General features: G+C 70.0%; 24 protein-coding genes and 2 pseudogenes. 11 read left to right on the forward strand and 15 right to left on the reverse strand.

Annotation, left to right across the window (positions count from 1 at the left end; genetic code table 11):
- Positions 1 to 2: 2 nt before the first annotated feature.
- Positions 3 to 362 (reverse strand): ArsR/SmtB family transcription factor, encoded by a 360-nt coding sequence (locus ACP4J0_RS11550; RefSeq protein ID WP_426598545.1) that lies wholly within the window; start codon positions 360 to 362, stop codon positions 3 to 5.
- A 169-nt stretch (positions 363 to 531) separates the two neighbouring features.
- Here ACP4J0_RS11550 and ACP4J0_RS11555 point away from each other — a divergent pair, with 169 nt between their 5' ends.
- The gene (locus ACP4J0_RS11555) at positions 532 to 1587 is read left to right on the forward strand and encodes a cation diffusion facilitator family transporter (protein WP_426598546.1); all 1056 of its coding nucleotides are present in this window, start codon (positions 532 to 534) and stop codon (positions 1585 to 1587) included.
- A 4-nt stretch (positions 1588 to 1591) separates the two neighbouring features.
- Here the strand turns inward: ACP4J0_RS11555 and ACP4J0_RS11560 are convergent, their stop codons facing one another.
- Positions 1592 to 2149, reverse strand: coding sequence for a YbaK/EbsC family protein (locus tag ACP4J0_RS11560; protein ID WP_426598547.1), 558 nt, complete (start codon positions 2147 to 2149; stop codon positions 1592 to 1594).
- Between the two features lie 177 nt (positions 2150 to 2326).
- Positions 2327 to 3163, reverse strand: a complete 837-nt coding sequence (locus tag ACP4J0_RS11565) for an acyltransferase (RefSeq protein WP_426598654.1) — start codon at positions 3161 to 3163, stop codon at positions 2327 to 2329.
- 107 nt (positions 3164 to 3270) lie between these two features.
- Between ACP4J0_RS11565 and ACP4J0_RS11570 the strand changes: the two genes are divergently transcribed.
- Positions 3271 to 3807 carry a gamma carbonic anhydrase family protein gene (locus ACP4J0_RS11570; RefSeq protein ID WP_426598548.1) on the forward strand — a complete coding sequence of 179 codons (537 nt, stop codon included), beginning with the start codon at positions 3271 to 3273 and terminating at the stop codon, positions 3805 to 3807.
- A gap of 66 nt (positions 3808 to 3873) precedes the next feature.
- On the opposite strand, the gene ACP4J0_RS11575 is transcribed toward ACP4J0_RS11570, so the two are convergent.
- A complete protein-coding gene (locus tag ACP4J0_RS11575) occupies positions 3874 to 4497 on the reverse strand; it encodes a DedA family protein (RefSeq protein ID WP_426598549.1) in 624 nt (207 codons plus the stop codon).
- A 123-nt stretch (positions 4498 to 4620) separates the two neighbouring features.
- Positions 4621 to 5058: a DUF4442 domain-containing protein gene (locus tag ACP4J0_RS11580; RefSeq protein ID WP_426598655.1), complete on the reverse strand. Its 438-nt coding sequence runs from the start codon at positions 5056 to 5058 to the stop codon at positions 4621 to 4623.
- A gap of 85 nt (positions 5059 to 5143) precedes the next feature.
- Here ACP4J0_RS11580 and ACP4J0_RS11585 point away from each other — a divergent pair, with 85 nt between their 5' ends.
- Positions 5144 to 6088 (forward strand): hypothetical protein, encoded by a 945-nt coding sequence (locus tag ACP4J0_RS11585; protein WP_426598550.1) that lies wholly within the window; start codon positions 5144 to 5146, stop codon positions 6086 to 6088.
- 126 nt (positions 6089 to 6214) lie between these two features.
- Entirely contained in the window at positions 6215 to 7237 is a 1023-nt protein-coding gene (locus tag ACP4J0_RS11590; RefSeq protein ID WP_426598551.1) for a hypothetical protein, read from the forward strand.
- 30 nt (positions 7238 to 7267) lie between these two features.
- Here ACP4J0_RS11590 and ACP4J0_RS11595 read toward each other — a convergent pair whose 3' ends face one another.
- The 3 genes from ACP4J0_RS11595 to ACP4J0_RS11605 all read right to left on the reverse strand — a co-directional run bounded on the left by ACP4J0_RS11595 (position 7268) and on the right by ACP4J0_RS11605 (position 10331).
- Positions 7268 to 8113, reverse strand: a complete 846-nt coding sequence (locus ACP4J0_RS11595; RefSeq protein WP_426598552.1) for a spermidine synthase — start codon at positions 8111 to 8113, stop codon at positions 7268 to 7270.
- A gap of 25 nt (positions 8114 to 8138) precedes the next feature.
- Positions 8139 to 9308 carry an elongation factor Tu gene (gene tuf / locus ACP4J0_RS11600; RefSeq protein ID WP_426598553.1) on the reverse strand — a complete coding sequence of 390 codons (1170 nt, stop codon included), beginning with the start codon at positions 9306 to 9308 and terminating at the stop codon, positions 8139 to 8141.
- A 300-nt stretch (positions 9309 to 9608) separates the two neighbouring features.
- Positions 9609 to 10331 carry a DNA alkylation repair protein gene (locus ACP4J0_RS11605; protein WP_426598554.1) on the reverse strand — a complete coding sequence of 241 codons (723 nt, stop codon included), beginning with the start codon at positions 10329 to 10331 and terminating at the stop codon, positions 9609 to 9611.
- Between the two features lie 49 nt (positions 10332 to 10380).
- Here ACP4J0_RS11605 and ACP4J0_RS11610 point away from each other — a divergent pair, with 49 nt between their 5' ends.
- Positions 10381 to 11169, forward strand: coding sequence for a TVP38/TMEM64 family protein (locus ACP4J0_RS11610; protein WP_426598555.1), 789 nt, complete (start codon positions 10381 to 10383; stop codon positions 11167 to 11169).
- A 355-nt stretch (positions 11170 to 11524) separates the two neighbouring features.
- Positions 11525 to 12400: an undecaprenyl-diphosphate phosphatase gene (locus ACP4J0_RS11615; protein ID WP_426598556.1), complete on the forward strand. Its 876-nt coding sequence runs from the start codon at positions 11525 to 11527 to the stop codon at positions 12398 to 12400.
- A gap of 222 nt (positions 12401 to 12622) precedes the next feature.
- On the opposite strand, the pseudogene ACP4J0_RS11620 reads toward ACP4J0_RS11615, so the two are convergent.
- Positions 12623 to 12769 (reverse strand): annotated as a pseudogene (locus tag ACP4J0_RS11620) (IS5/IS1182 family transposase); the annotation flags it as partial.
- A gap of 320 nt (positions 12770 to 13089) precedes the next feature.
- On the opposite strand from ACP4J0_RS11620, the pseudogene ACP4J0_RS11625 reads away from it, so the two are divergent.
- Positions 13090 to 13748 (forward strand): annotated as a pseudogene (locus ACP4J0_RS11625) (IS5 family transposase); the annotation flags it as partial.
- Positions 13749 to 13813: 65 nt separating this feature from the next.
- Here the strand turns inward: ACP4J0_RS11625 and ACP4J0_RS11630 are convergent.
- Together ACP4J0_RS11630 and ACP4J0_RS11635 are read right to left on the reverse strand one after the other, a co-directional pair.
- Entirely contained in the window at positions 13814 to 14770 is a 957-nt protein-coding gene (locus ACP4J0_RS11630; protein ID WP_426598557.1) for a DUF5996 family protein, read from the reverse strand.
- A gap of 34 nt (positions 14771 to 14804) precedes the next feature.
- Positions 14805 to 15482 carry a flavodoxin family protein gene (locus ACP4J0_RS11635; RefSeq protein WP_426598656.1) on the reverse strand — a complete coding sequence of 226 codons (678 nt, stop codon included), beginning with the start codon at positions 15480 to 15482 and terminating at the stop codon, positions 14805 to 14807.
- 563 nt (positions 15483 to 16045) lie between these two features.
- Between ACP4J0_RS11635 and ACP4J0_RS11640 the strand changes: the two genes are divergently transcribed.
- Positions 16046 to 16354 carry a transposase gene (locus tag ACP4J0_RS11640; RefSeq protein WP_426598558.1) on the forward strand — a complete coding sequence of 103 codons (309 nt, stop codon included), beginning with the start codon at positions 16046 to 16048 and terminating at the stop codon, positions 16352 to 16354.
- Between the two features lie 574 nt (positions 16355 to 16928).
- Here the strand turns inward: ACP4J0_RS11640 and ACP4J0_RS11645 are convergent.
- From ACP4J0_RS11645 to ACP4J0_RS11660, 4 genes are all read right to left on the reverse strand, one after another.
- Positions 16929 to 17141: a hypothetical protein gene (locus tag ACP4J0_RS11645; protein ID WP_426598559.1), complete on the reverse strand. Its 213-nt coding sequence runs from the start codon at positions 17139 to 17141 to the stop codon at positions 16929 to 16931.
- Positions 17138 to 17848: a sensor histidine kinase gene (locus ACP4J0_RS11650; RefSeq protein ID WP_426598657.1), complete on the reverse strand. Its 711-nt coding sequence runs from the start codon at positions 17846 to 17848 to the stop codon at positions 17138 to 17140. Before ACP4J0_RS11650 ends, ACP4J0_RS11645 begins: the two co-directional genes overlap by 4 nt.
- A 378-nt stretch (positions 17849 to 18226) precedes the next feature.
- A complete protein-coding gene (locus ACP4J0_RS11655; RefSeq protein ID WP_426598560.1) occupies positions 18227 to 18946 on the reverse strand; it encodes an ABC transporter permease in 720 nt (239 codons plus the stop codon).
- Between the two features lie 83 nt (positions 18947 to 19029).
- Entirely contained in the window at positions 19030 to 19917 is an 888-nt protein-coding gene (locus tag ACP4J0_RS11660) for an ABC transporter ATP-binding protein (RefSeq protein WP_426598561.1), read from the reverse strand.
- 202 nt (positions 19918 to 20119) lie between these two features.
- On the opposite strand from ACP4J0_RS11660, the gene ACP4J0_RS11665 reads away from it, so the two are divergent.
- The 3 genes from ACP4J0_RS11665 (at position 20120) to ACP4J0_RS11675 (ending at position 22064) form a co-directional block, all read left to right on the forward strand.
- Positions 20120 to 20260, forward strand: a complete 141-nt coding sequence (locus ACP4J0_RS11665; RefSeq protein WP_426598562.1) for a hypothetical protein — start codon at positions 20120 to 20122, stop codon at positions 20258 to 20260.
- 149 nt (positions 20261 to 20409) lie between these two features.
- Positions 20410 to 21465 carry a sensor histidine kinase gene (locus ACP4J0_RS11670; protein WP_426598563.1) on the forward strand — a complete coding sequence of 352 codons (1056 nt, stop codon included), beginning with the start codon at positions 20410 to 20412 and terminating at the stop codon, positions 21463 to 21465.
- Entirely contained in the window at positions 21462 to 22064 is a 603-nt protein-coding gene (locus ACP4J0_RS11675; protein ID WP_426598564.1) for a response regulator transcription factor, read from the forward strand. Before ACP4J0_RS11670 ends, ACP4J0_RS11675 begins: the two co-directional genes overlap by 4 nt.
- Positions 22065 to 22690: the final 626 nt, after the last annotated feature.

Genomic DNA, 22690 nt, shown 5'->3' on the forward strand with positions numbered 1-22690 from the left:
GGTCAGTCGTGGAGCGGCCGGTCGCCGAGCCGGTGGTCGGCGACGTTCAGCGCCTCGGCGACCAGGCGGCGCAGATGCCCGTCACGGAGTGCGTACACGACCCGCCGCCCCTCCTTGCGGGTGCTCACGAGCCCCGCGAGCCGCAGCCGGGCCAGATGCTGGCTCACGGCGGGCCGGGCCGCTCCGCACGCCTCGGTGAGGGTGGTGACGTCGGCCTCGCCGCCGGTCAGGGCGTGCAGCAGGGACAGGCGGGTCCGGTCACCGAGCAGCGCGAGGACCTCGGCGGCGAGGGCGAACTGTTCTTCGCCCGGGGTGCGCGGGTGCGCATCGTCCGCAGGTGAAAGGTGCATGCGTGCGCTCATACGCACATAATGGCGTGGGGGACGCCGGCCGTCCACCGCCGCACCGGAACACCGCGCCGCGCCGGCCCGCCCCGCCGTACCGCACCGCGCCGGCCCACCGCACCGTGACACCCACCCCACCGAGACACCCACACCGGCCATCACACCCCGGCTTCGGAAGGGGAACCCCGTGAGCGACCCGCACCGGCATCACCGTCACCCTCACCACGGCGAGCACGCCCCCGGCCGCCGCTCCCCCGCCGGCCCGTGGCACCGCCCGGCGCACCGCCTCATCCCGCACTCCCACGAGAGCGCCGACAAGCTCGACCCGGCCCTGGAGTCCTCGGCCCGCGGACTGCGCGCGCTGTGGGTGTCGCTGGCGGTGCTCGGCGCGACGGCGGCGGCGCAGGCGGTCGTGGTGGTGGCCTCCGGGTCGGTGGCGCTGCTCGGCGACACGGTGCACAACGCCGCGGACGCGCTGACCGCCGTGCCGCTGGGCGTCGCCTTCGTCCTGGGCCGGCGCGCGGCCACCCGGCGCTTCACGTACGGCTACGGGCGGGCGGAGGACCTGGCCGGCATCGTCATCGTCCTGACGATCGCCGCGTCCGCGGTCCTCACCGGGTGGACGGCGGTGGACCGGCTGCTCGATCCGAGTCCGGTCTCCCACGTGCCGGCGGTCGCCGTGGCCGCCGTGGTGGGTTTCGCCGGCAACGAGTGGGTGGCCCGGTACCGGATCCGCGTGGGCCGGGAGATCGGCTCCGCCGCGCTGGTCGCCGACGGACTGCACGCCCGTACGGACGGCTGCACGTCACTGGCCGTTCTGCTGGGCGCCGGGGGCGCGGCGCTGGGGTGGCGGCTCGCCGACCCGGTCGTGGGCCTGGTGATCACGGCCGCCGTCGTGCTGGTGCTGCGGGACGCGGCGCGCGAGGTGTTCCGGCGGCTGATGGACGCCGTCGATCCGGCTCTGGTGGACCGGGCCGAGCGCGTACTGGGCGAGGTGGCCGGCGTGCGCGGGGTGGGCGAGCTGCGGCTGCGCTGGATCGGGCACCGGCTGCGCGCCGAGGTGGCCCTGGTGGTGGACGGCGAGGTCACGGTCCGCCAGGCCCACCGCATCGCCGTCGAGGCCGAGCACGCGCTGCTGCACGCGGTGCCGCGGCTCACCGCCGCCCTGGTCCACGCCGACCCGGAACCGGTCCCCGGTGAGACGGATCCGCATCTGGCGCTGGCCCACCACGCCACCACCTGAACGGTCAGGCGACGCCCAGTCCCTCCAGGACCACGGCCCCCGGCAGTTCCGCGAAGGCCTTGCCCGGAACCAGCAGTTTGCCGCGTCGGCGTCCGCTGCCGACGAGGACGTACGGCAGGTCGACGACGGCCGAGTCCACCAGCACGGGCCAGTCGCCGGGCAGGCCGACCGGGGTGATGCCTCCGTACTCCATGCCGGTCTCGCCGGTCGCCGTGTCCATGGGCGCGAAGGAGGCCTTGCGGGCGCCGAGGTGGCGGCGTACGACCCCGTTGACGTCGACCCGGGTGGTGGAGAGGACCACGCAGGCGGCGAGCGTCGTGCCGCCGCCCCGCTTGCCGGTGACCACGACGCAGTTGGCGGACTGTTCGAGCAGCTCGCGGCCGTAGTGCTCGACGAAGGTGGCGGTGTCGGCCCACTCCGGTTCGGTGTCGACGTAGACGATCTCGTCGGCGGGGACGCCGCCGCTCCAGTGGCGTACGGCGTCGGCGACCGGGCGGGTCAGCTCGGCGAGGCATTCCGTCGCGGGCGTGGCGCTGTCGAAGTTCCCGATGGGTGCGTGCATGGCGGCACGCTAGCAACAGCGAGCGGCGCGGTGAACGGCCGTCTCGGCGGACGGCTGCGCACTGTGCGGGCGGCGAACGGCCGTCTCGGCGGACGGCTGCCTGCTGTGCGGGCGGCGGGCGCGGCCCGCGCTCCGGTGGGCGCACCGCGCCGGGCGGCGGGCCGAGGCGCCGGACGGTCAGCTCTCGGCGGCCGGCTCCGCGAGCCTGCCCGCCGCTCCGGCCCGGTCGTCCGGTCCGGGCGCCCGGGCCACCGGCTCGTCGTCCAGCTCGGCCAGCCGGGCCACCGCCTCGTCGTCCAGCTTCGACAGTGCCCGCAGCTGTCCCGGCGTCACCCCGTCGGGGATCGGGACGGGAGGCGGGGTCCGCAGCGGCGGCTGCCAGCCGTCGTCGGGCGTCCAGCGCCGTACGACGCGGGCGGGCGCGCCCGCCACCACAGCGTGGTCGGGGACCGTGCCCCGGACCACGGCACCGGCGGCGACCACCACGTTCCGCCCGATCCGCGCGCCGGGCAGGATCACCGCGCCGGTGCCGATCCAGCAGCCGGAGCCGATCTCCACCGGTTCCATCCGGGGCCACTGCTTGCCGATGGGCTGGTGCGGATCGTCGTAGGAGTGGTTGGTGGAGGTGACGTAGACGTACGGGCCGAAGTAGCAGTCGCTGCCGATGGTGACCGTGGTGTCCGCGATGACGTGGCTGCCGCGGCCGAGCACGACTCCGTCACCGATGCGCAGGATCGGCTCGGGGCCCAGGTCGAGGTCGGGCATGAGTCCGGCGGTCAGGGTGACCTGTTCGCCGATGATGCAGTGGTCGCCGACGTGGATCCAGGGCTCTCCGAAGACCGTGCCGAGCGGGAAGGCGAGCCGGGTGCCCGTGCCCAGCGCGCCGAAGCGGAAGCGCCCCGGGTGTGCGGCGGTGACGGAGCCGGTGCGCTGCACCCAGGCCCAGCCCGCGTGGACGGCCCGCTGCGCGAGGCGGCTCCGCCAGGACGGATACGTGTTCTTGCGCTTCGGCACCCGCTCACGGTAGTCGGCGGGCGCTGCCGGCATGGCTCCGAAGGGCTGTGATCTTCACCCCACCGGGTGGCGTACGGTGCCGTACACCACTTGAGCAGGAGGCGACGATGACGCAGAAGGCGCTGATCACGGGCATCGGCGGCAGGGACCCGAAGGTGGACGCGGAGGCCTTCGTGGCACCGACGTCCTCGGTGATCGGGGACGTGACGCTGCACGCGGGGGCGAGCGTCTGGTACGGCGCGGTGCTGCGCGGCGACGTCGAGCGGATCTCCGTCGGCGCGAGCAGCAACGTCCAGGACAACTGCACGCTCCACGCCGACCCGGGCTTCCCCGTCACCGTCGGCGAACGCGTCTCCATCGGGCACAACGCCGTGGTGCACGGGGCGACCGTCGAGGACGACTGCCTGATCGGCATGGGCGCCACGGTCCTCAACGGCGCGGTGATCGGCGCCGGTTCCCTGGTCGCGGCGCAGGCGCTGGTCCCGCAGGGGATGCGGGTGCCGCCGGGTTCGCTGGTCGCGGGGGTGCCGGCGAAGGTGAAGCGGGAGCTGACGGAGGAGGAGCGCCAGGGGGTCACGCTGAACGGGACGATGTACGCGGCGCTGGCCGTGGAGCATCGGGGAGCGGTGGGGGGCGGTCTGTAGGAACGCCTTCCGCGGGTCGGTCGTGGTTGCCCGCGCCGTTCCCCGCGCCCCTTCGGGGGCGCGTTCCTACTCTGCGGCGGGGAGGGACTGGATCTTCTTGGCCTTGCGCTTCAGGACCAGCATCGACGCGACGCCGATGCCCACGGCCACCACCAGGCCCAGCCACGAGAAGCGCTTGAGCCAGGACTCGGCCACGACGCCGACGTAGTAGATGACCGCGGTGGTGCCGCCCGCCCAGACGATGCCGCCGAGGACGTTGGCGATCAGGAACTTCCAGTACGGCATCCGCAGCACACCCGCCAGCGGGCCCGCGAAGATGCGCAGCAGGGCGACGAAGCGGCCGAAGAACACCGCCCACATGCCCCACTTCTGGAAGGACCGCTCGGCGGTCGCGATGTGCCCGTCGCTGAAGTGCTTGGGGAACTTCCCGCCCAGCCAGGCCAGCAGTGGCCGGCCGCCCTTGCGGCCGATGGCGTACCCGATGGAGTCGCCGATCACCGCGCCCGCGCTCGCACAGGCGCCCAGGACCAGCGGGTCGACACCGCCGTGCTGGGAGGAAAGGAGGGCCGCCGAGACCAGGATGATCTCGCCCGGCAGCGGGATGCCGAGGCTCTCCAGACCGATGACCAGTCCGACGACGGCGTAGACGGCCGCCGCGGGCACGGTGTCGAGCCACTCCTGGACGTGCAAGGCCGGACCCTCCGAGTTCGCGCTCCTGCTGCGTTCCGGGTGGGCCCAGGGCCTGCCTGGTCTGTCCGCTTCCCGGGTTCGCCTCGACGAGGCGCACCCGGAAGCGTACCGGCTCGGCCGGCGTCAGCTGTTGGGACGCAGGGTCCATATGACGGTCATCTCACCGGTCACCGCGCCGTCCTCGCGCCGGATGGCGACGCTCACCGGGAACTCGGGGCGGCTGCCCTCGTCCAGCTCCGCGACGACCTCGGCGACGGGGCGGCCGAGTGTCGCGGTGGCCGTGACCGGGCCGAGCGCGATCTTCTTGAAGGCGATCTCCGCGGTGACCGGCAGCGGCACCGCCCGGGAGAGCTGGTCGCCGAAGGCGGCCAGCACGATCGCGCCGCTCGCCGACTCGCCCAGCGTGAACATGGCGCCGGCGTGCGGCCCGCCGACGTGGTTGCGGTACTCGGCCTGGTCCGGAAGGGCCAGTACGGCCTTCTCCGGGGTGGTCTCCAGGTACTCGAGGTTCAGGGTCCGGACCATCGGCACCGTGGCGGCGAGCAACTCGCCGATCGACATCTGATCTGTGCTCATGGAGGGAGGTTACCCATGAGTAGCATCCAGTCGCCAGGTGTCCGCGGTGATCGTCGTATGCTTTCCGCCCATGTGGCCAGGAGAGCAGTCACCCACCGGCGGACCGACCCCCCAGCAGCCCAACCCGTACCAGCAGCCTGGCTACCAGCAGCAGCCCGGCGCGTACGCCGGGCAGCAGCCGCCCGCCCCGTGGAACGCCCCCACGGTCACGGCGGCCCCGCCCCCCGGCCGGGGTCCCGGGGACCGTACGAAGGTGGTGGCGATCGTCGCCGCCTCGGCCGTCGTGGTGGCCGCCGCCGTGACCGGGGCCTTCCTGCTGGGCGGCGGCGAGGACGACGGGGCCGAGCCCGGCCCCACCGCCGCCTCGACGACCGCGCCGGTCGCCGACAACCCGCGGAACGGGGAGGACGCCCCGAAGCCGACCGTCGAGGGCTGGAACGTCGTGGCCAACCCCGACATCGGGATCGCCTTCGACGTACCGGCCTCCTGGATGCGGCAGTCGCCCGACTGGGTCACGTACGTCGCGGAGGACGACGACCCCGAGGAGAAGCCCCTGGTCGCCATGCGGGCCCCGGCCGTCCTCAAGGAGAAGTGGTGCCGGGCGGACGACGACCGGGACGGCTCGGTCGACCACACGCCCCTGGCCAGCGCGGGCACCCGCGGCAACAAGGGTGCGCGGAACACCGAGGAGATCGCCCGGGCCGACTCCGCGGCCTGGGTGTACGGGGGCTTCACCCAGCCGGACCGGGACAAGGTCTCGACGGGGCCGGTGACCTCCTTCACCACCGCCTCCGGCATCGAGGGCAGCGTCGCCACCTCCCGGTCGTCGGGGGTCGAGAAGAAGGGCAAGTGCGACGTGGACGGCAAGGCGACGACGTTCGCCTTCAAGAACGCCGACGGCGACCTCGTCTCCTGGTCGTTCTTCGGCGCCGCGGACGTCGACGACGAGGTACCGGACGCCGCCGTCCAGAAGATCCTCGCCACGGTCAGGGAGTACACGCCGGCGGATTCCTGAGGCACCGGCCCGCGGAATGCAGAGAGCCCAAGGGCCGCCGCCGGGACGCGCGTCGTGGGCTTCGGTACGTCCCTGACAAAGGCCGGTGACCGAAACGTGTCCTGGGCGGCATTAGGGTGACTGCTCATGTGGCCAGGACAGCAGCCGCCCGGGGGCGAGCAGAACCCGCAGAACAATCCGTACCAGCAGCCGGGGTACCAACAGCCGAATCCCTATCAGCAGCCCGGCTACCAGCAGCAGCCCGGCCCTTACGGGCAGCAGCAGTGGGGGGCTCCGCAGCCCGTCGGGGCTCCGCAGCCCGCTCCGGGCGGCGGTGGCAACGGCGGCAACAGAACCAGGCTGGTCGCGATCGTCGCGGCGCTCGCCGTGGTGGTGGCCGCCGGTGTCACCGGTTTCCTCGTGCTGGGCGGTGACAAGGACGACCAGGCGGACGGGGGCAAGGACGGCAAGCCGTCCGCGAGCGCGTCCACGGACACGTCCGAGCCCCCGACCGCCGAGCCGAGCGTGTCCGGCTCCGAGGACAACCCGCGGGGCGGCGACGGACCGAAGGCGACCGTCGACGGCTGGAAGGTCGTCGCCAACCCGCGCTTCGGCACCATGTTCGACGTGCCCGCCGACTGGGAGATCGACAGCACCGACACCAGCGTCGGCTTCGAGTGGGAGCAGGACGGCAAGACGGACCGCACCACCGTCACCGCCCCGGCCTACCTGAAGTCCGAGTGGTGCACGGTCGACGAGAACAAGGACGGCCGCAAGGAGAACACCGCCCTCGCGACCGCCGGTACCCGGGGTGAGGAGGGCGCCACCAACGCGGAGCAGGCGGCCGAGACGCGCGTGCCGTGGTGGATCTTCGGCGGTTACACGCAGCCGGACAAGAAGAGCGTCAGGTACGGCAAGCCGAAGGCGTACACCACCGCGTCCGGCATCAAGGGCAGCGTCATCACGGCGCACTCGGAGGGCACCCCCCAGAAGGGGAAGTGCGACAGCGAGGGCAAGGCGATCACCTTCGCCTTCCAGAACGGCGCGGGTGACTTCGTCACCTGGAACCTGTACGGCGCCAAGGGCGTCGCCGACGAGATCCCGGAGGCGACGATCCAGAAGATCCTGAGCACCGTACGCCTCACCGAGGCCCCGCCGACCGACCAGTAGGAGCCCCGCGCGCGGCGCCGCGGGCGCCGCTCAGCCGATGCCGAACGCCCCGGCCGGAGGCTTGGGCGAGGGTACGGCGTCCTCGTCCCGCACCGGCCGCGCGTCGCCGATGAACGCCCGCAGGGCGGGCCCGTGTTCGACCCTGGCCGGGAAGGCGTCCGCGGCGGCGCGCCGGGCCAGGGCGGCGGTGTCGAGCGGCCGGTGCGCGGCGACGAGGACGGCGTTGCCGAAGCGGCGTCCGCGCAGCACACCCGGTTCGGCGATCAGCGCCAGCTCCTCGAAGAGCGTGGCGAAGCCGGCCAGTTGGGCGCGCAAGAAGGGGAACGGCGCCCCGTCGGCCAGGTTGGCCACATACACGCCGTCGGCGCGCAGGACCCGTGCCGCCCGGTGGGCGTAGTCGACGGAGGTCAGGTGCGCCGGCACCCGCGAGCCCCCGAAGACATCGGCGACCAGGACGTCGGCCGAGTCGGCGGGGGCGGCCTCCAGCCAGGCACGGGCATCGGCCCCGTGCGCGGTGATGCCCGAGCCGTCCGGAAGCGGAAGGTGCTCGGCGACCAGGTCCAGCAGACCCCGGTCGGCCTCCACGACGTCCTGCCGCGAGCCGGGCCGGGTCACGGCCAGGTACCGGGGCAGGGTGAAGGCGCCCCCGCCCAGGTGCAGCACGTCCAGCGCACGTCCCGGCTCGGCGATCGTGTCCAGGACATGGCCGAGCCGGCGCGTGTACTCGAACTCCAGGTGCGCCGGCTCGTCCAGATCGACGTACGACTGCGGGGCCCCGTCGACGGTGAGCAGCCAGGCCCGCTCCCGGTCGACGTCGGGCATGAGCTTGGCGGTGCCGTGGTCGGTGACGCGGCTGACGGGTATGGCTTCGTTCACCTTCTCATTGTGCCGGGCACCGTCCTCACCCGACGCCGGTCACGGTCCCCGCCCCCACGGTCCGCCCGCCCTCACGGATGGCGAACCCCAACCCGGGCTCCAGGGGTACGTCACGCCCCAGTTCGACGGTCATCGTGACCGTGTCCCCCGGTCGCGCCACCGGGACCGGGCCGAGGTCGATGTCCCCGACGACGTCCGCGGTCCTGATGTAGAACTGCGGCCGGTATCCGGTGGCGACCGGTGTCGAACGCCCGCCCTCGCGCGCCGACAGCACGTAGACCCGCGCCGAGAAGCGCCGCGCGGGTACGACACTGCCGGGCGCGGCGACCACGTGCCCCCGGCGCACCGTGTCGCGGGCGACACCGCGCAGCAGCAGCGCCACGTTGTCCCCGGCCTGCGCCTCCTCCATCGGCTTGCCGAACGTCTCCAGTCCCGTGACGACCGTCTCCACGGACGCCCCGAGCACCTCGACCCGGTCGCCGGCCCGGACGGTGCCGCGTTCGACCGCGCCGGTGACGACGGTGCCGCGCCCGGTGATGGTGAGCACGTTCTCCACCGACAGTAGGAACGGCGCGTCAAGGTACCGCTCGGGCATGGGCACGTACGTGTCCACGGCGTCCAGCAGCGCCTCGACGGAGGCCGTCCACCGCGGGTCGCCCTCCAGGGCCTTCAGCCCGGAGACCCGTACGACGGGCACGGTGTCGCCGCCGTAGCCGTGCGCGGTGAGCAGGTCCCGCACCTCCAGCTCGACCAGGTCGGTCAGTTCCTCGTCGCCCGCGTCGGCCTTGTTGAGCGCGACGACGATGTGGTCGACGCCCACCTGCCGGGCGAGCAGGACGTGTTCGGCGGTCTGCGGCATGATCCCGTCCAGCGCGGAGACGACGAGGATCGCCCCGTCGAGCTGGGCGGCGCCGGTGACCATGTTCTTGACGTAGTCGGCGTGGCCCGGCATGTCCACGTGCGCGTAGTGCCGAGTGTCGGTCTCGTACTCGACGTGCGCGATGTTGATGGTGATGCCGCGCGCCGCCTCCTCCGGCGCGCGGTCGATGCGGTCGAACGGCACGAACGTGCCGGCGCCGCGCTCGGCGAGGACCTTGGTGATGGCGGCGGTCAGGGTGGTCTTGCCGTGGTCGACATGGCCCATCGTGCCGATGTTCAGATGCGGTTTGGTGCGGACGTACGCCGTCTTGGACATGGCGGTACCTCGAAGCCTCGTGGCGGTGGTGGGGACCCCGGGGACTGGCCGACCCTCCCCCTGCGGGGTCCGCCGGACGATCCGGGGAGGGTCAGCTTCGGGCGCCGTCGACGGCGGCCGGCAAGAAGGGGACGGCAGCCTTCGGGGCATCCGCGACCGCGGACGCTGCGAGGTGGAAGGCGTACCGGAACATGACGACGATCCTTGCCGACGTTTTGCCCCACGTCGAATGGTTTTTTATGGCACGGGAGTTCGAGTATCGCCCCGGCCGTCCCGGACCAGCCCGGTCACCCCGGTCCGCTACCGGCCGACGGTGCGCAGCGCCTCCCGCACGGACAGCGGCGCGAGGCGTCGCCCGTGTTCGGCCACGAAGGCGCGTACGGCGTCCGGGTCGGTCCCGGCGTACGCGCGCAGGCACCAGCCGATGGCCTTGCGGACGAAGAAGTCGTCGTGTCCCGACTGGCGCAGGCAGTAGCCGAAGAGGCGCTCGGTGTCGGTGCGTTCCTTGTAGCGCAGCTGGTGGAGCAGGGCCGCGCGGACCAGCCACAGGTCCTCGTCGGCGATCCAGGCGTCCATCTCCGCCGTGAGGTCGCGGTCGGCCGCGACCAGCCCTCCGACGACGTGCGCGGCGAGCAGGTCGACGGTGTCCCACCACGGCACCGTGGTGAGCAGATGCCGGACCACGGGCAGGAAACCGGAAGAGCAATGCGTCACATGACGGCGCAGGAAATCGACGGCGAAGTAGTGGTACTCCCGCTCGGGCAGCCGCCAGCAGCGCAGCGCGACCGCGGCGCAGTCTGCCTCGCCCGGGCGAGGCAGACCCTCCAGGACCGTCCGGGACAGGGAGCGGCGAACAGGGGAGGTCAGACCGAGGAACGGGGCCACGTCCCTCATGTACGCCCGCATGGCCACGGCCCGTTCGGGATCGGCCGCGGCGGTGTACACGGTGGTGAGTCGCTCGACCACGGTGTCGGCGAGAGGGCTGCACGGCACGTCCGGAGTTTCTGCGGCTGTGACGCTCATGAAACGCACCATACGGCGATCACACACAATCGTCGGTTAGTGTCACCGGATGTTCGATGCCACCACCCGCTCTGGGGGCACCGCCACGGTCTCTCCCCGGACCGCCGCAGCAGAGCTCGCCGTCGCCGCGGCCGTCGGGCCGTCCGCGCCGGCCTCAGCGACCGGTCTCGCCGCCCGCGTGACGAGGGTTCTGCTCTCTCCGTGGGCCCGGCTCTCCCTGCTCGTCGCCCTGCTGGCCTCGGCCGCGACCGCGGTGCTGCTGTTCCAGCCGCAGCAGTTGCTGACCAACGGCTGGCCGCCGCAGCTCGGGGGCACCGCGGCGGTGGTCGCGTACGCGGTGGCGTACGGACTGTGCACCGTCGCCTTCGTACCGCGGCCCCTGCTGAACCTGGCGGCCGGCGCTCTGTTCGGATGGCAACTGGGCCTCGCCTCGGCCCTCGCGGGGACGGTGCTCGGCGCCGGGATCGCCTTCTGCCTCGGGCGGGCGCTGGGCCAGGAGGCGCTGCGTCCGCTGCTGCGGGGCAAGTGGCTGAAGGCCGCGGACGGGCAGCTCAGTCGGCACGGTTTCCGCTCGATGCTGGCGGCGCGGCTGTTCCCCGGGGTGCCGTTCGTCGCCGCCAACTACTGCGCGGCCGTCTCCCGCATGGGCCTGCTGCCCTTCCTGCTGGCGACGGGGCTCGGATCGATCCCCAACACCGCCGCCTACGCCATCGCCGGCGCCCGCGCCTCGACACCGACCTCTCCCGCCTTCCTGATCGCGCTGGCCTGCATCGCCCTGCCCGGGCTGGCGGGCGCGGTGGTGGCCTGGCGCAGGCGCCACCAACTGCGCGGACGCTGAGAGCGCGTTGCACCGCCGGTCCGGACGACCCTCACGGCACGGGCCGGCCGGCACCTGCGCGCGGACGGCGACCGGCCCGTGGTGACCGAGCGCGCCCGCGGCGAAGAGCTCGTCCCACCGGTCGCCCGCCGGGCCTGTCGCGGCACCGTCCGGCACGAGGACCCGACCGCCCACCCACAGGTCCCGGGCCGTACGGTGACCGCCCGACGGCGGCCCGGAGCCCGTTCACCCCGTGGCCCGGTGTTCATCAAGGGGCGCTACGCTGCCCCTCGGCACGCCTGATCCTGATCACCGCACACGGCGGTTCGGCGTGCCCATCGACCGTTTCTCGATCGCCGCTTGGACCCCGTAACCCATGTCTTGGTTTGAATCACTCATCCTCGGACTCGTCCAGGGGCTGACCGAGTTCCTCCCCGTGTCCTCCAGCGCGCATCTGCGCCTGACCGCGGCGTTCTCCGGCTGGCACGACCCGGGCGCGGCCTTCACCGCGATCACGCAGATCGGCACCGAGGCCGCCGTTCTCATCTACTTCCGCAAGGACATCGGGCGGATCGTCTCGACGTGGACGCGGTCGCTCGCGAACAAGGAACTGCGCGCGGACCCCGACGCGCGCATGGGCTGGCTGGTGATCATCGGCTCGATCCCGATCGGTGTGCTGGGCATGACGCTGAAGGACCAGATCGAGGGACCGTTCCGCGACCTGCGGATCACCGCGACGATGCTCATCGTCGTCGGCGTGATCATCGGCATCGCGGACCGGATGGCCGCGCGGGACGAGAAGGGCGGCCGGCACCGCGCGCCCCGGCGGCGCAAGGAGCTGGAGGACCTCAGCGTCCGGGACGGCCTGATCTACGGTCTCTGCCAGGCGGCGGCGCTCATTCCCGGCGTCTCCCGCTCGGGGGCCACCATCAGCGGCGGTCTGTTCATGGGCTACCGGCGCGAGGCCGCGGCCCGGTACTCGTTCCTGCTCGCGATCCCCGCGGTGCTCGCCTCCGGTCTGTTCGAGTTCAAGGACGCGATGGAGAACGACCACGTCTCCTGGGGGCCGACACTCTTCGCGACGGCCATCGCCTTCGCCACCGGGTACGTGGTCATCGCCTGGTTCATGAAGTTCATCTCCACCAAGAGCTTCATGCCGTTCGTGTACTACCGCGTGATCCTCGGTGTGGTGGTGATTGTGCTGGTGGGAGCCGGTGTGCTCAGCCCGCACGCGGGCGAATCCGGCGGCTGAACCAGGGCCGCACAGGTGGCGCTTTCTCGCACTTCCTAGCGCCTGATTGCAGCACCACGCCATGATCATCTCCCACTCGTCTCCCACTTGTCTCCCACCGGGGAGGCGGGATACGCCCACTAGGACGTGGCGTCCGCAAAGTAGGGGATGACGCGGAAGGGCCCGCACAGCTTGCCGTGCGGGCCCTTCCGTACAGAGGGTGGAGACCACACCTGAGTGGTGCCTCTCCAGGGTGAGGACGGCTTTGGTGATGACGCTCATGCGGTTGGGACTGATGCGGGATCTGCGGAAGATCTGCCAGGACTTCAGCCGTGCCATGCCTCGTTCGCCGGGTGCCCGGGCTGCGGACAGGGCCCGGTTCTCGGTTACGCCGGTCACGCCACCCCGCACGGCCTGCAGCCCCTGCTCTCCCACAGCCGCTGGGACGCCGACGGCTCCCGCAAACGGTGCCTGGACGAGTCGGTCGATCATTGCGGCGGCGACGGTGTCGTCGCCGAAGACCTCACCCCAGCGCCCAAGGGGGCTTGTTGCTGATCACGATCACCGAGGCGCGCGTTCGTAGCGGCCCGAGACAACTGGAAGAACAGGTTCGCGGCCTCGGGCTCGAAGGGGGCGTAACCCACTTCGTCGACCATGATCAGCGGGTTCCGTCCCAGCCGGGTCAACTCGTCACTCAGACACTCTGTTGAGGGGCTTCGGCGAGGCAGGTGCCCCACTGGGCGGCAGTGCCGAAGGCGACCCGGTGGCCTGCCTGGCAGCCCTCGAGAGCCGGACTCTGGGGGCGGCTGCATGAGGCCGTGCTGCACCGGCTCGACGACGCCGACCTCGCCGACGTCACCCGCGTCGTCCTGGACACTGCCCACGTCCGGGCTAAAAAGGGGCGAACACACAGGTCCGAGCCCCGTGGACCGGGGCAAGCCGGGTTCCAAGATGCACGTCCTGTCGGACGCGAACGGCCTGCCCCTCCTTGTCGGCGTCTCCGCCGGCAACACCCACGACAGCGAAGGGCTGAAGCCCATAGTCGAGGGTCACCAATCGAGACACGACCCCCACTGCGGCCGCCACTTCAAGCCCCAGCGCCTCCACGCGGACAAAGCCTACGACCGCGCCGACCTGCGCAAATGGTTACGTGGCAAACGCATCGGAGTACGGATCGCGCGCAAAGGCATCGAGTCCAGCGAACGATTGGGCCGCCGCCGCTGGGTCATCGAGCGCACGATGTCGTGGCTGTCTGGCTACCGCCGACTCAGCCCCCGCTGCGAGCGCGATTCCCCGCAGCTACCCGGCCTTTCTCGGCCTCGCCGCCGCCCTCTGCTGCTACAAACGACTTCTCCGCCTCACCACGTAGGACACGGTCTAAGTCGCTGCTCGAAACGGGTCAGGCACGCCCGGCGGACAAAGCGGCGGTGCGGATCACTGGGGAACCCAGCGCGGTGTAGCGGTTCCGTCCCACCGGAAGGGGTCGTCCTCGAGTGCGGAGCGGTCCCACTCTCCCAGCACGGCGGCGGCTTCGTACGTGGTGTGGAAGAACTCGGCGACCGCGCGATCGGGGTCGGGGACAGAGCGGACGGCCTCGTAGGGAAGGAGGAACTGCTTGAACTCGGAACTGAAGTGGGCGCCTTCGGGTCCGACCGGGTAGTCGGCGAATCCGTCCGGGGCAGGATAGGCATAGGCGTAGAAAGCGCCTTCCTCTCCCCCACCAGGCCAGAACCCGCAGCTCGACAGCTCTCGGGAGTAGCCTTCGACCATGACCCAGTCCCCACAGTTGGGAGCGCCACCGGGGTGCGGAGGAGCCTCCCGCCCGGAGAAGCGGGTGCAGGCGAGGTCCATCGCTCCCCAGAAGAAATGCACCGGGCTGACCTTGCCGATGAAGTGCGACCGGAACTCGCCCATGACCCGGTTCGCCTGCAGCAGCTGTCGCCAGAACAGGGCAGCCGCTTCACCGTCATAGGAGGCGTGGTCGTGATCCTCGGCGAAGGGGATCGCCGGCTCCACCTCGTTCGGGTGCAGATGGATCGGGGCCTCGATCCCAAGCGCGTCGAGCGCGTGCAAAATCTGGGCGTAGAACTCGGCGACCGGCATGGGCCGGAGCGGAAAGCCCCGCACGCCACCGTCACTGCTGCGGACTTCGAGCCGGTGGCCGACAAAGTCGAATTCGATCTCGAAGGCCCCGGTGAGGTACGGGACGGCCGAGGTCGTCAACCCGCGGGGACTGACGTAGAGCGTGACCTGCCACCAGTGGTTGACCAACGGCGCGTGGGCCATTCGGATCTTGCCCACGATCTGGGTCCACATGTGCAGAGTGTCGCGGGTGGCGGTCCAGTCTGGGACCCGGAGGCTCGGCCAGTTGCTCGTGGCTGGTGCGGTCATCACTTCCCACGTCCTTGGAATCGCTTCGAGGGGCTCAGCGGTGTTCGGGATTGGCGTTGTCGGGGCGGCAGCCGGCGTCCCAGGCCGAGCGCTGGTTGCCGTAGGCGGGGATGCCGCCGGTGTGACGGATCATCGACGCGAGGTGGAGCAAGTTGTACGTCATGAACGAGATGTTGCGGTTGGCGAAGTCGTTGTCCGGGCCGCCAGAATCCTCGTCAAGGTAGGACGGGCCGGGACCGACCTCGCCCAGCCATCCCGCGTCGGCCTGGGGCGGTACCGTGAAGCCGATGTGCTGCAGGCTGTAGAGGATGCTCATCGCACAGTGCTTGAGGCCGTCCTCGTTGCCCGTGATCAGGCAGCCGCCGACGCGTCCGTAGTAGGCGTACTGCCCCTCCTCATTGAGCACGCCTGAATACCCGTAGAGCCGTTCGATCACCCGGCGGGTCACCGAGCTGTTGTCACCGAGCCAGATCGGTCCGCCGATGACCAGGATGTCGGCGGCGAGGATTCGGGTGAGCAGTGCGGGCCACTCGTCGGTGTCCCATCCGTGCTCGGTCATGTCCGGGCGGACGCCGGTGGCGATGTCGTGGTCGACGGCGCGGATCTGGTCCACGCTCACGCCGTTCGCCTGCATGATCGCCACGCTGCGGTCGATCACGCCTTGAGTGTGGCTGCGGTCAGGAGAGCGCTTCAGGGTGCAGTTGATGTACATAGCGCTCAGACCCGAGAAATCGGGCTTCGCATGGCCGGGTACGTTCACCGAGGGTGATCCTTTCGAGTGTTCCGCGTGCCGTCGCGCCCGTAAGTCGGGCTCGTTTGCGGGACGGCAGTGTGACGACAAGTGCACAGCAGTACAGAATGCAAAGAAAGGATGCAAACCGGTACACGCAACCCTTCCGAAGGGTAACCTCTCCGACGACATGCCGAGGTGCTGCGCCCGGCCCCGGAGTCGGCCGATTCCGGGGCCGGGGACTCCCGGGAACCGGGTCTGCGACACCTCACGAACGCCCGAAACCGTCATCAAAGAAACGGGCTTACGGCGCGTGTGCGCGCTGCACACGCGGCTGCGCGCCCTGCCCATGTCAGGACTCGCTTCCGACCGCGCGTTGTACGGGCAGCTGCTCTTCCCACCTGATGGGATGCCCGTGGAGGCGCCGTACCGAAGGCAGACCTCGGCAACGCCAGGCACGGCCCTCTCGCGGGCCCTGAGGTTCCCCCGGGATGCGGAGTGCGTTGACAGAGGGCCAGATGGGTTTCATGAGAGGAACATCGACCATGGCTGCTCCCAGAAAGTACTCGCTGGAGTTGCGTGAGCGTGCGGTACGGATGTACCGGACCTCCGAGCCGAAGCCGCAGATCAAGAAGCTGGCCGTCGACCTCGGCGTCCACCCCGAGGCCCTGCGCGGCTGGATCCGCCAGGCCGAGGCGGACTCCGGTGAGCGGGATGACCGGCTGACCACCGATGAACGCGCTGAACTTGCCGCGCTGCACAAGGAGAACGCCCAGCTCAAGCGGGCGAACGAGGTCCTGCGGACGGCTTCGGCGCCTTTCGCGGCGCAGCTCGACCCGACCCGGCCCAGGTGACGGCGCTCGTCGACGAGCACCCGCACCTGGGGGTCGAGTGCGTACTCCGGGAACTCTCCATCGCCTCCCAGCACCCGCCCGCCGGAGGTGGCCACGTCGCGGACGTGTTCACCCCGAACAGCAAACTGCCCTTCTCAGTCCCCTCGACCACCCCCAGCACCTCCAGATCAGTTGACGCATCAACTTTGACCATCCTATTATTTACGTTTCACCAAAGGCGCGCGCCACGGGCGGTGGCGTAGATACAGGTCAGCGAGTCGGCGGGTAGTCCACAGCCGGGCCTGACGGAGTCCACATCGTGCCGTTCGCTGACCGGGCTGCCCTTCCTGACAAGCCCGGAGGGTGCGCAGAGGGGCGCGAACAATCGTGGGAATGTACTGCGGCAGGCGATGGCGACCGGTCCCCCGCGGTGCCGGGTTTCCCACAGCCAGCCGTGTTGTCCCGCGACACGCACCGAGGAGTGTCGGTACTCCGCCCCGGGTTTGTTGGCCGCCGGCGAGGTAGTTCCGCACCATGCCCTGTGACGGTGCGGCCGCCGTTCACATGTCCACCTCCCCCACCGGTACCGATGGCGTCAGCCCGAATGCGCCCGCTCGCCGTGTTCCGCCTCCGGGGTGCGGGCCAGGGTGGCCATCCGTTCGTTCAGGCTGGCGACGAGTGTCAGGTCGTCCTCGAGGGACAGCATGGCGGCCATCATGCTGTGGATAGGGTGCTCGTCATCCGTGAGCAACAGCAGCGGTGCGCCCGCGGCCTGTACGTCCGGCCGAGCCTCGTCTTCGCTGCTCACACTGTCACCTCTTCCAGCGGTACCTCTGCCGTCAGCCGGAACGTACCTTGCTCGCCGAGCTCCGCCTGCAGCGTGCTGTCCAGGGCTCCCAGGCGTTCGCGCAGGCCTGGGAGCCCGGAGCGGGTGGTGCCCGGCGGCTCTATAGGGGTGTCGTCGCTCTCGACGGTAAGCACTACCCGTTGCCCGGCTGCCGTTGGGGTGACCGCCAGCGTGATCGCGCACCACTGGGCGTTCCCGTGCCGCAGCACGTTGGTCGTTGCCTCGCGCACCACCCAGCCCAAGGCCGACTGGACGGCACTCGGCAGCTCCAGTTGGTCCGCCCCGGTGATGGAGCAGCGCACTCCCGCAGCCTCGAGCACACCCGCCGCACCCAGGAGTTCGATCCGTAGATCGACCTTCCGGTTTCCACGGACGGCCCCGTGTGCTTCGCCCTGTGCATCCTGCGCAAGACGCTGCACCTCGACCATCTGGTCAACGGCCTCCGGCCGGCCCCGCCGTGCCATCTGCACGGCCAGCTCGCTCTTGAGCGCTATCACCGCGAGATTCCTTCCCATCACATCGTGTAGATCGCGTCTGAACCGCAGTCGTTCCTCGGCCATCGCAAGTCGTGTTTCGGTGTCTTTGGCTCGTTTCAACTCCCACATGAGTGAGAGCGACGACGCGCTGGTCCGGCCGACGGATGCCGACAGCAGAAAGCCGATCAGCATGATCACGGGTGCCAGCGCCAGCTCCGGCCGAGCATCTGTCCCAGGTCGCCGACCGGCTGAGCAGATGCGACTGCCTGCCGACGAAAGCAGGATGAGATTTTCGGACGGCAGCATGTCGATAACGGCAGGCTGGCGGGGAAAGCGCCTCTTGAGGCGAAGTTCCACTTCCTGTTGCGCTTCGACTGCTGACGGGCGGGCCCCATGGTGCGGAGGGCGTACCGGTTGAGCGAGCCAGACACTGGCACGGCATCACCAGCCTGTTCGCCGCCCTCAACCTGCTGACCGACAAACTCATCCGCCGCGGCATCCACACCTCCATGAAAGAACGCGAACCCACGGCCCTTCATCTGGACCGAGAATGCCGACGAGAAAGTGCGGTCAGCGACGTGGTTCCCAGCGGAACATGCGGGAAGCGAGCAGGACGGCGACGACGACCCAGAGCAGCGTCGGCAGCAGCAGCGGCAGGGAGTCCGCCACAGATACGCCGCCGTTCCATGCGTTGAGGACGAGTTCGGTGGCCGAGCCGCCCGGGAGGAGCCGTTTGAGCTGGGTAAGCTCCTGGGTGCCGGTGATCCCCACCCAGGTGGAGACACCGATGGCGCCGAGGCTGACGGGCAGTGTGGTCACCTGGGCGTGCTCAGGGGAGTTCGTCAGTCCCGCCGTGGCCAGGCCCAGGGCGAGCATCATGGCCACTGTGGAACCGACGGCCGCTCCCAGCAGCGGGAGGCTGTCCGGAGCTCCGGTGACCGCGGCCAGTACGGCGAGGATGACGACCACCTGCACGATCGCGAGGACGGTGACCGGGAGCATCAGCCCGATGAGGATCGCGACGTCACTCGCCGGGGTGCTGCGCAGCCGCTTGAGGAAGAGGTTCTGGCGTCGCGAGGCGAGCGTGGTCACCGTGGTCGTGTAGAGCCCGAAGGCTCCCACGGTGAACATCACCACCGCGGCGATGTATCCGAGGCTGCCCAGTTCGGCGAAGATCTCGTGCCGGTAGATGAAGAACGCGCACGGCGCAATCGGGAGGACAAAACTGGTCAGCAGCACCAGCCTGTTGCGGAAAATCTGGATCAGCTCGCTGAGAGCGATGGAGAGCATCGAGATGATTGATTCCTCTGAGGTTCCGGCATATGGGGGGCGAGGTGCGGCCGCTTCCGGTGGCCGGCCAGACCCCTGAGACATCAGTCGCTGCTGATCGCGCGGAAGACGTCGTCAAGTCGGGTCGGTCCGGCTTCGAGGTCGCGCAGTACGGCGCCGTGGGCGTGCGCCCAGCCGAGCAGGATGTAGAGGTCTTGCGGGAGGTCGAAAGTCTCGATCAGGAACCTTCCCCCGTCGTCGCTCGTGACCAGCAACGGCAGCGGCCCGGGGGTGGGGGTTGCCAGGGAGAAGCGGATGGTGGCCGGCAGGGTTCGGGTCAGCTCGGAGACGGTGCCTTCCTGGTGGAAGGTGCCCTTGTGCATGACTCCGATGCGATCGGCGTGCTGCTGGGCTTCCTCCAGATAGTGCGTGGTCAGCACGATGGTGGAGCCGTCCTCGCGCAGTTTGTCCACGGCTCGCCACAGAGCGTCGCGGGACTGGATGTCGAGTCCGGTGGTGGGCTCGTCGAGGAAGAGCAGCTCGGGCCGGCCGTAGACGGCGGTGGCGAAGTCCAGGCGCCGCTTCTCGCCGCCGGACAGCTGAGACACTTTGGTGTCGGCCTTGCGCTTCAGGTCGACAATATCGAGCACACGCTCGACCGTGTCGATGCGCCGGGAGAGCTTGCCGATCAGCTGTACGGACTCGTTCACCGTCAGGTCCGGGGAGAACCCGCTCTCCTGCAGCATGATGCCCATCCGGGAGCGAACGGCCCGCCGGTCCCGCGGACTGCGCCCGAAGACGCGCACGGTACCCGAGTCGGCCGAGCGGTGGCCTTCCACCGTCTCCAGGGTGGAAGTCTTGCCGGCCCCGTTGGTGCCGAGCAGCGCGTAGACCTCTCCCTTTTCCACCTGGAAGGACAGGTCTTTCACGGCATGGAACCCACCGTACGTGAGGTTGAGTCGGTCAACATCGATGACGGGTGTCGAGGTCATGTTCCGATTGCACTCCATGCCGCGACAGGACGTCAGTGGCGTGGTGTCACGTCCATTCCGTGACATTTCCGAGGGTGAGGCCATGACGTGATGTCACTGGTGGCATCGGTGGAAACAGGCTGACGCTTTTAAGCGCATCACCTTGCCGACCCGGACATCACCCGCTGTCCGCACTCGAACACTCGATTCCAGAGAGACCGCCATGTCCCTGCACGTCCTGCCGGCGGCCGATATCGCCGTCATCGCCACGGCCCGCGTCGCCCTTGCCCTCCGTCACCTCGGCACCGGCCTTTACCCTGATGCCATGGAGTCATGGACCGACGCTCACCAGTGGCTCAGGTGAGCGGCTGCGGGCACCCTCGTGCCAGGCGCCTTGGCGAGCTCCGTGCTCAGCCCGTGGAGCCTGCGGTGAGGCCGCAGAGCAGCAGCGCCGTGACGATCGGGCGTCGTGGGGAGACACGCGAACGTTTGCGTCGGCTCAACGCTCTCACGATGGCAGTCGTCACCCTCTCGGTGGGCACCCTCGTGGTCGCGGTCGATGCCCGGACCTGGTTGGGCACGGTCGTTCTGAGCACCGGCGTGATCGCCGCCTTCGTCGCCGCCATACGGTGGACCGCCGTCGGCATCCCGCGCGTCGTCCTCCCTTGCCTGATCGTCACAGCCACGGTGTGGATCGTTGGCTCGCTGGCGCTGGACGCACACACCGCGTTCTACGGCATTACCGTCGTCGGCTCGCTCTACGCCCCCAAGTTGCCGCGCCATCGCGTCCTGGCAACCATCTGTCTGGTCGCCTTCGTCGCCCTCGTGGGCGCGGCAGGAGCGCTGGTCGCGCCGGACGACACGACGGATGTGCTGCTCCTGTACGTCTTGGTCCCGGCAGGAGTCACGGTAGTGGTGACCAGCACCACGTTCGCCGGCCAGGTCTTCTACGACCTCGTCGAGGAACTGGAGGACTCGAGGGAACGAGAGGCGGAACTGGCCGTCGTCCAGGAAAGAATGCGGTTCGCCAGCGATCTGCACGACATCCAGGGGCACACCCTGCACGTGGTCAAACTCAAGATCACGCTGGCCGAGAGGCTGCTGGGAACCGACATCGGACGCGCCGGAGAGGAGCTGAGGGAGGTGCGCGCCCTCGTCGGCGACACGATCAACCAAACCAAGGAACTCGCCTACGGACAACGGCGGCTCAACTTCTACGCCGAGCTGGAGAACGCCAAGAACCTCTTCGAGGCCGCCGGTATCTACGTCCGGGTGAAGCGGGAAACGGAAGTCGCCGCGCGGGTCGGCGAGCTGCTCGGCCAGGTGCTGCGCGAGACGACGACCAACATCCTGCGCCACGCGCAGGCCACCTACGTGAGGATCACCCTCTCGGAGGCGGGCATCGCCGTTCTCAACGACGGCGCGGGTCCCGCGCCCCTGTCCGGTCTCAGCGGACTGGCCACGCTCAGAGAGCGCGTGGCCGACAACGGAGGTGAGCTGATCGTGGAGAAGGGTGACGGGCGCTTCCTCACGCGCGCGCAGTTCCCTGACGGGAGGAACGACAGATGACGACCGTGGTACTGGCCGACGACGAGGCACTGCTGCGCAAAGCGCTGGCGACGCTGCTCGCCCTGGAAGGCGGTATCACGGTGCTCGCCGAAGCACATGACGGCGAGTCCGCGGTCCGAGAAACACTGGAACACTTGCCTGACGTGCTCGTCATCGACCTGGAGATGCCCGGGGTCGACGGCCTGGAAGCGGTCGCCGAGATCCGCCGTACCAGCCCAGATCAGGTGATCCTCATGCTGACTCGCCACGCCCGCCCCGGGGTCCTGCGCAAAGCCCTGAAACTAGGTGTTCAGGGCTTCGTCAGCAAGTCGTCGGAGCCCGCGCACATCACGTCCGTGATTGCCACCCTGCACGCCGGAAAACGGTGGATCGACCCCGATGTCTCCGCGCGCGCCGTGGTGGCCGACTCTCCCCTCACCGATCGCGAGATCGATGTCCTGCGCGCCACCCGCGACGGCTACTCCGTCGCCGACATCGCCGCCCGTCTGCACCTGGCGGAGGGGACTGTCCGCAACTACCTGTCGAACGCGATGCAGAAGACCCAGACCCGCACCCGCCACGAGGCGGCCCGCTATGCGTGGACACACGACTGGTTGTAGGGGCCGTAGATCCAGGCCCACGCCGATACGGCCGACGACATCGACTGGCTGGTCCGGATCGACTCGGGCGGGCTGACCACCGAGATCCACCTCGCCTGCGACGGCGAGGGTCGCCCGCTCGCGATCCCGGTGACGCCCGGCCAACACCACGACAGTGTCTGCACACGCCCTCTGTTGGAGCGGACCCGTGTTCCCCGCCCAGGCCCCGGCCGGCCGTGCTGACTCGACCAAGTCATCGCAAACAAGGGTTACAGCTCCCGCGGCTCCCGCGGCTCTCGCGCCTACCTGGGAGAACGCGGCATCGCCCGCACCATCCCCGAGAAGACCGACCAGCGATGGAACCCGGCTGAGGCGCGGTGGCCCCGGCGGCCGACTGCCAGGGTTCGACCGGGAGACCGACCGGCGGCGCAACACGATCAAGCACTCAAGCAGTTCCTTCTTCCCTACGAGGGCCGTCCGCTGCGCGCCGAACCCTGACCGCGCCGTCGCTGAGTTCCTCCGCCGGCAGTTCTACGCCTCGCTAGGCTCCGGGTAGGCCAAGTCGAGAAGGCGTCCATCCTGACTGGCCGTTCTCCAACTGGCTACGTAGGTGAGGACGAGGAACGCCTGTAGCCGAGTCTGGAGAC

The sequence above is a fragment of the Streptomyces sp. WG7 genome, from assembly GCF_049975785.1.
In the GTDB taxonomy this organism is placed as follows: domain Bacteria; phylum Actinomycetota; class Actinomycetes; order Streptomycetales; family Streptomycetaceae; genus Streptomyces.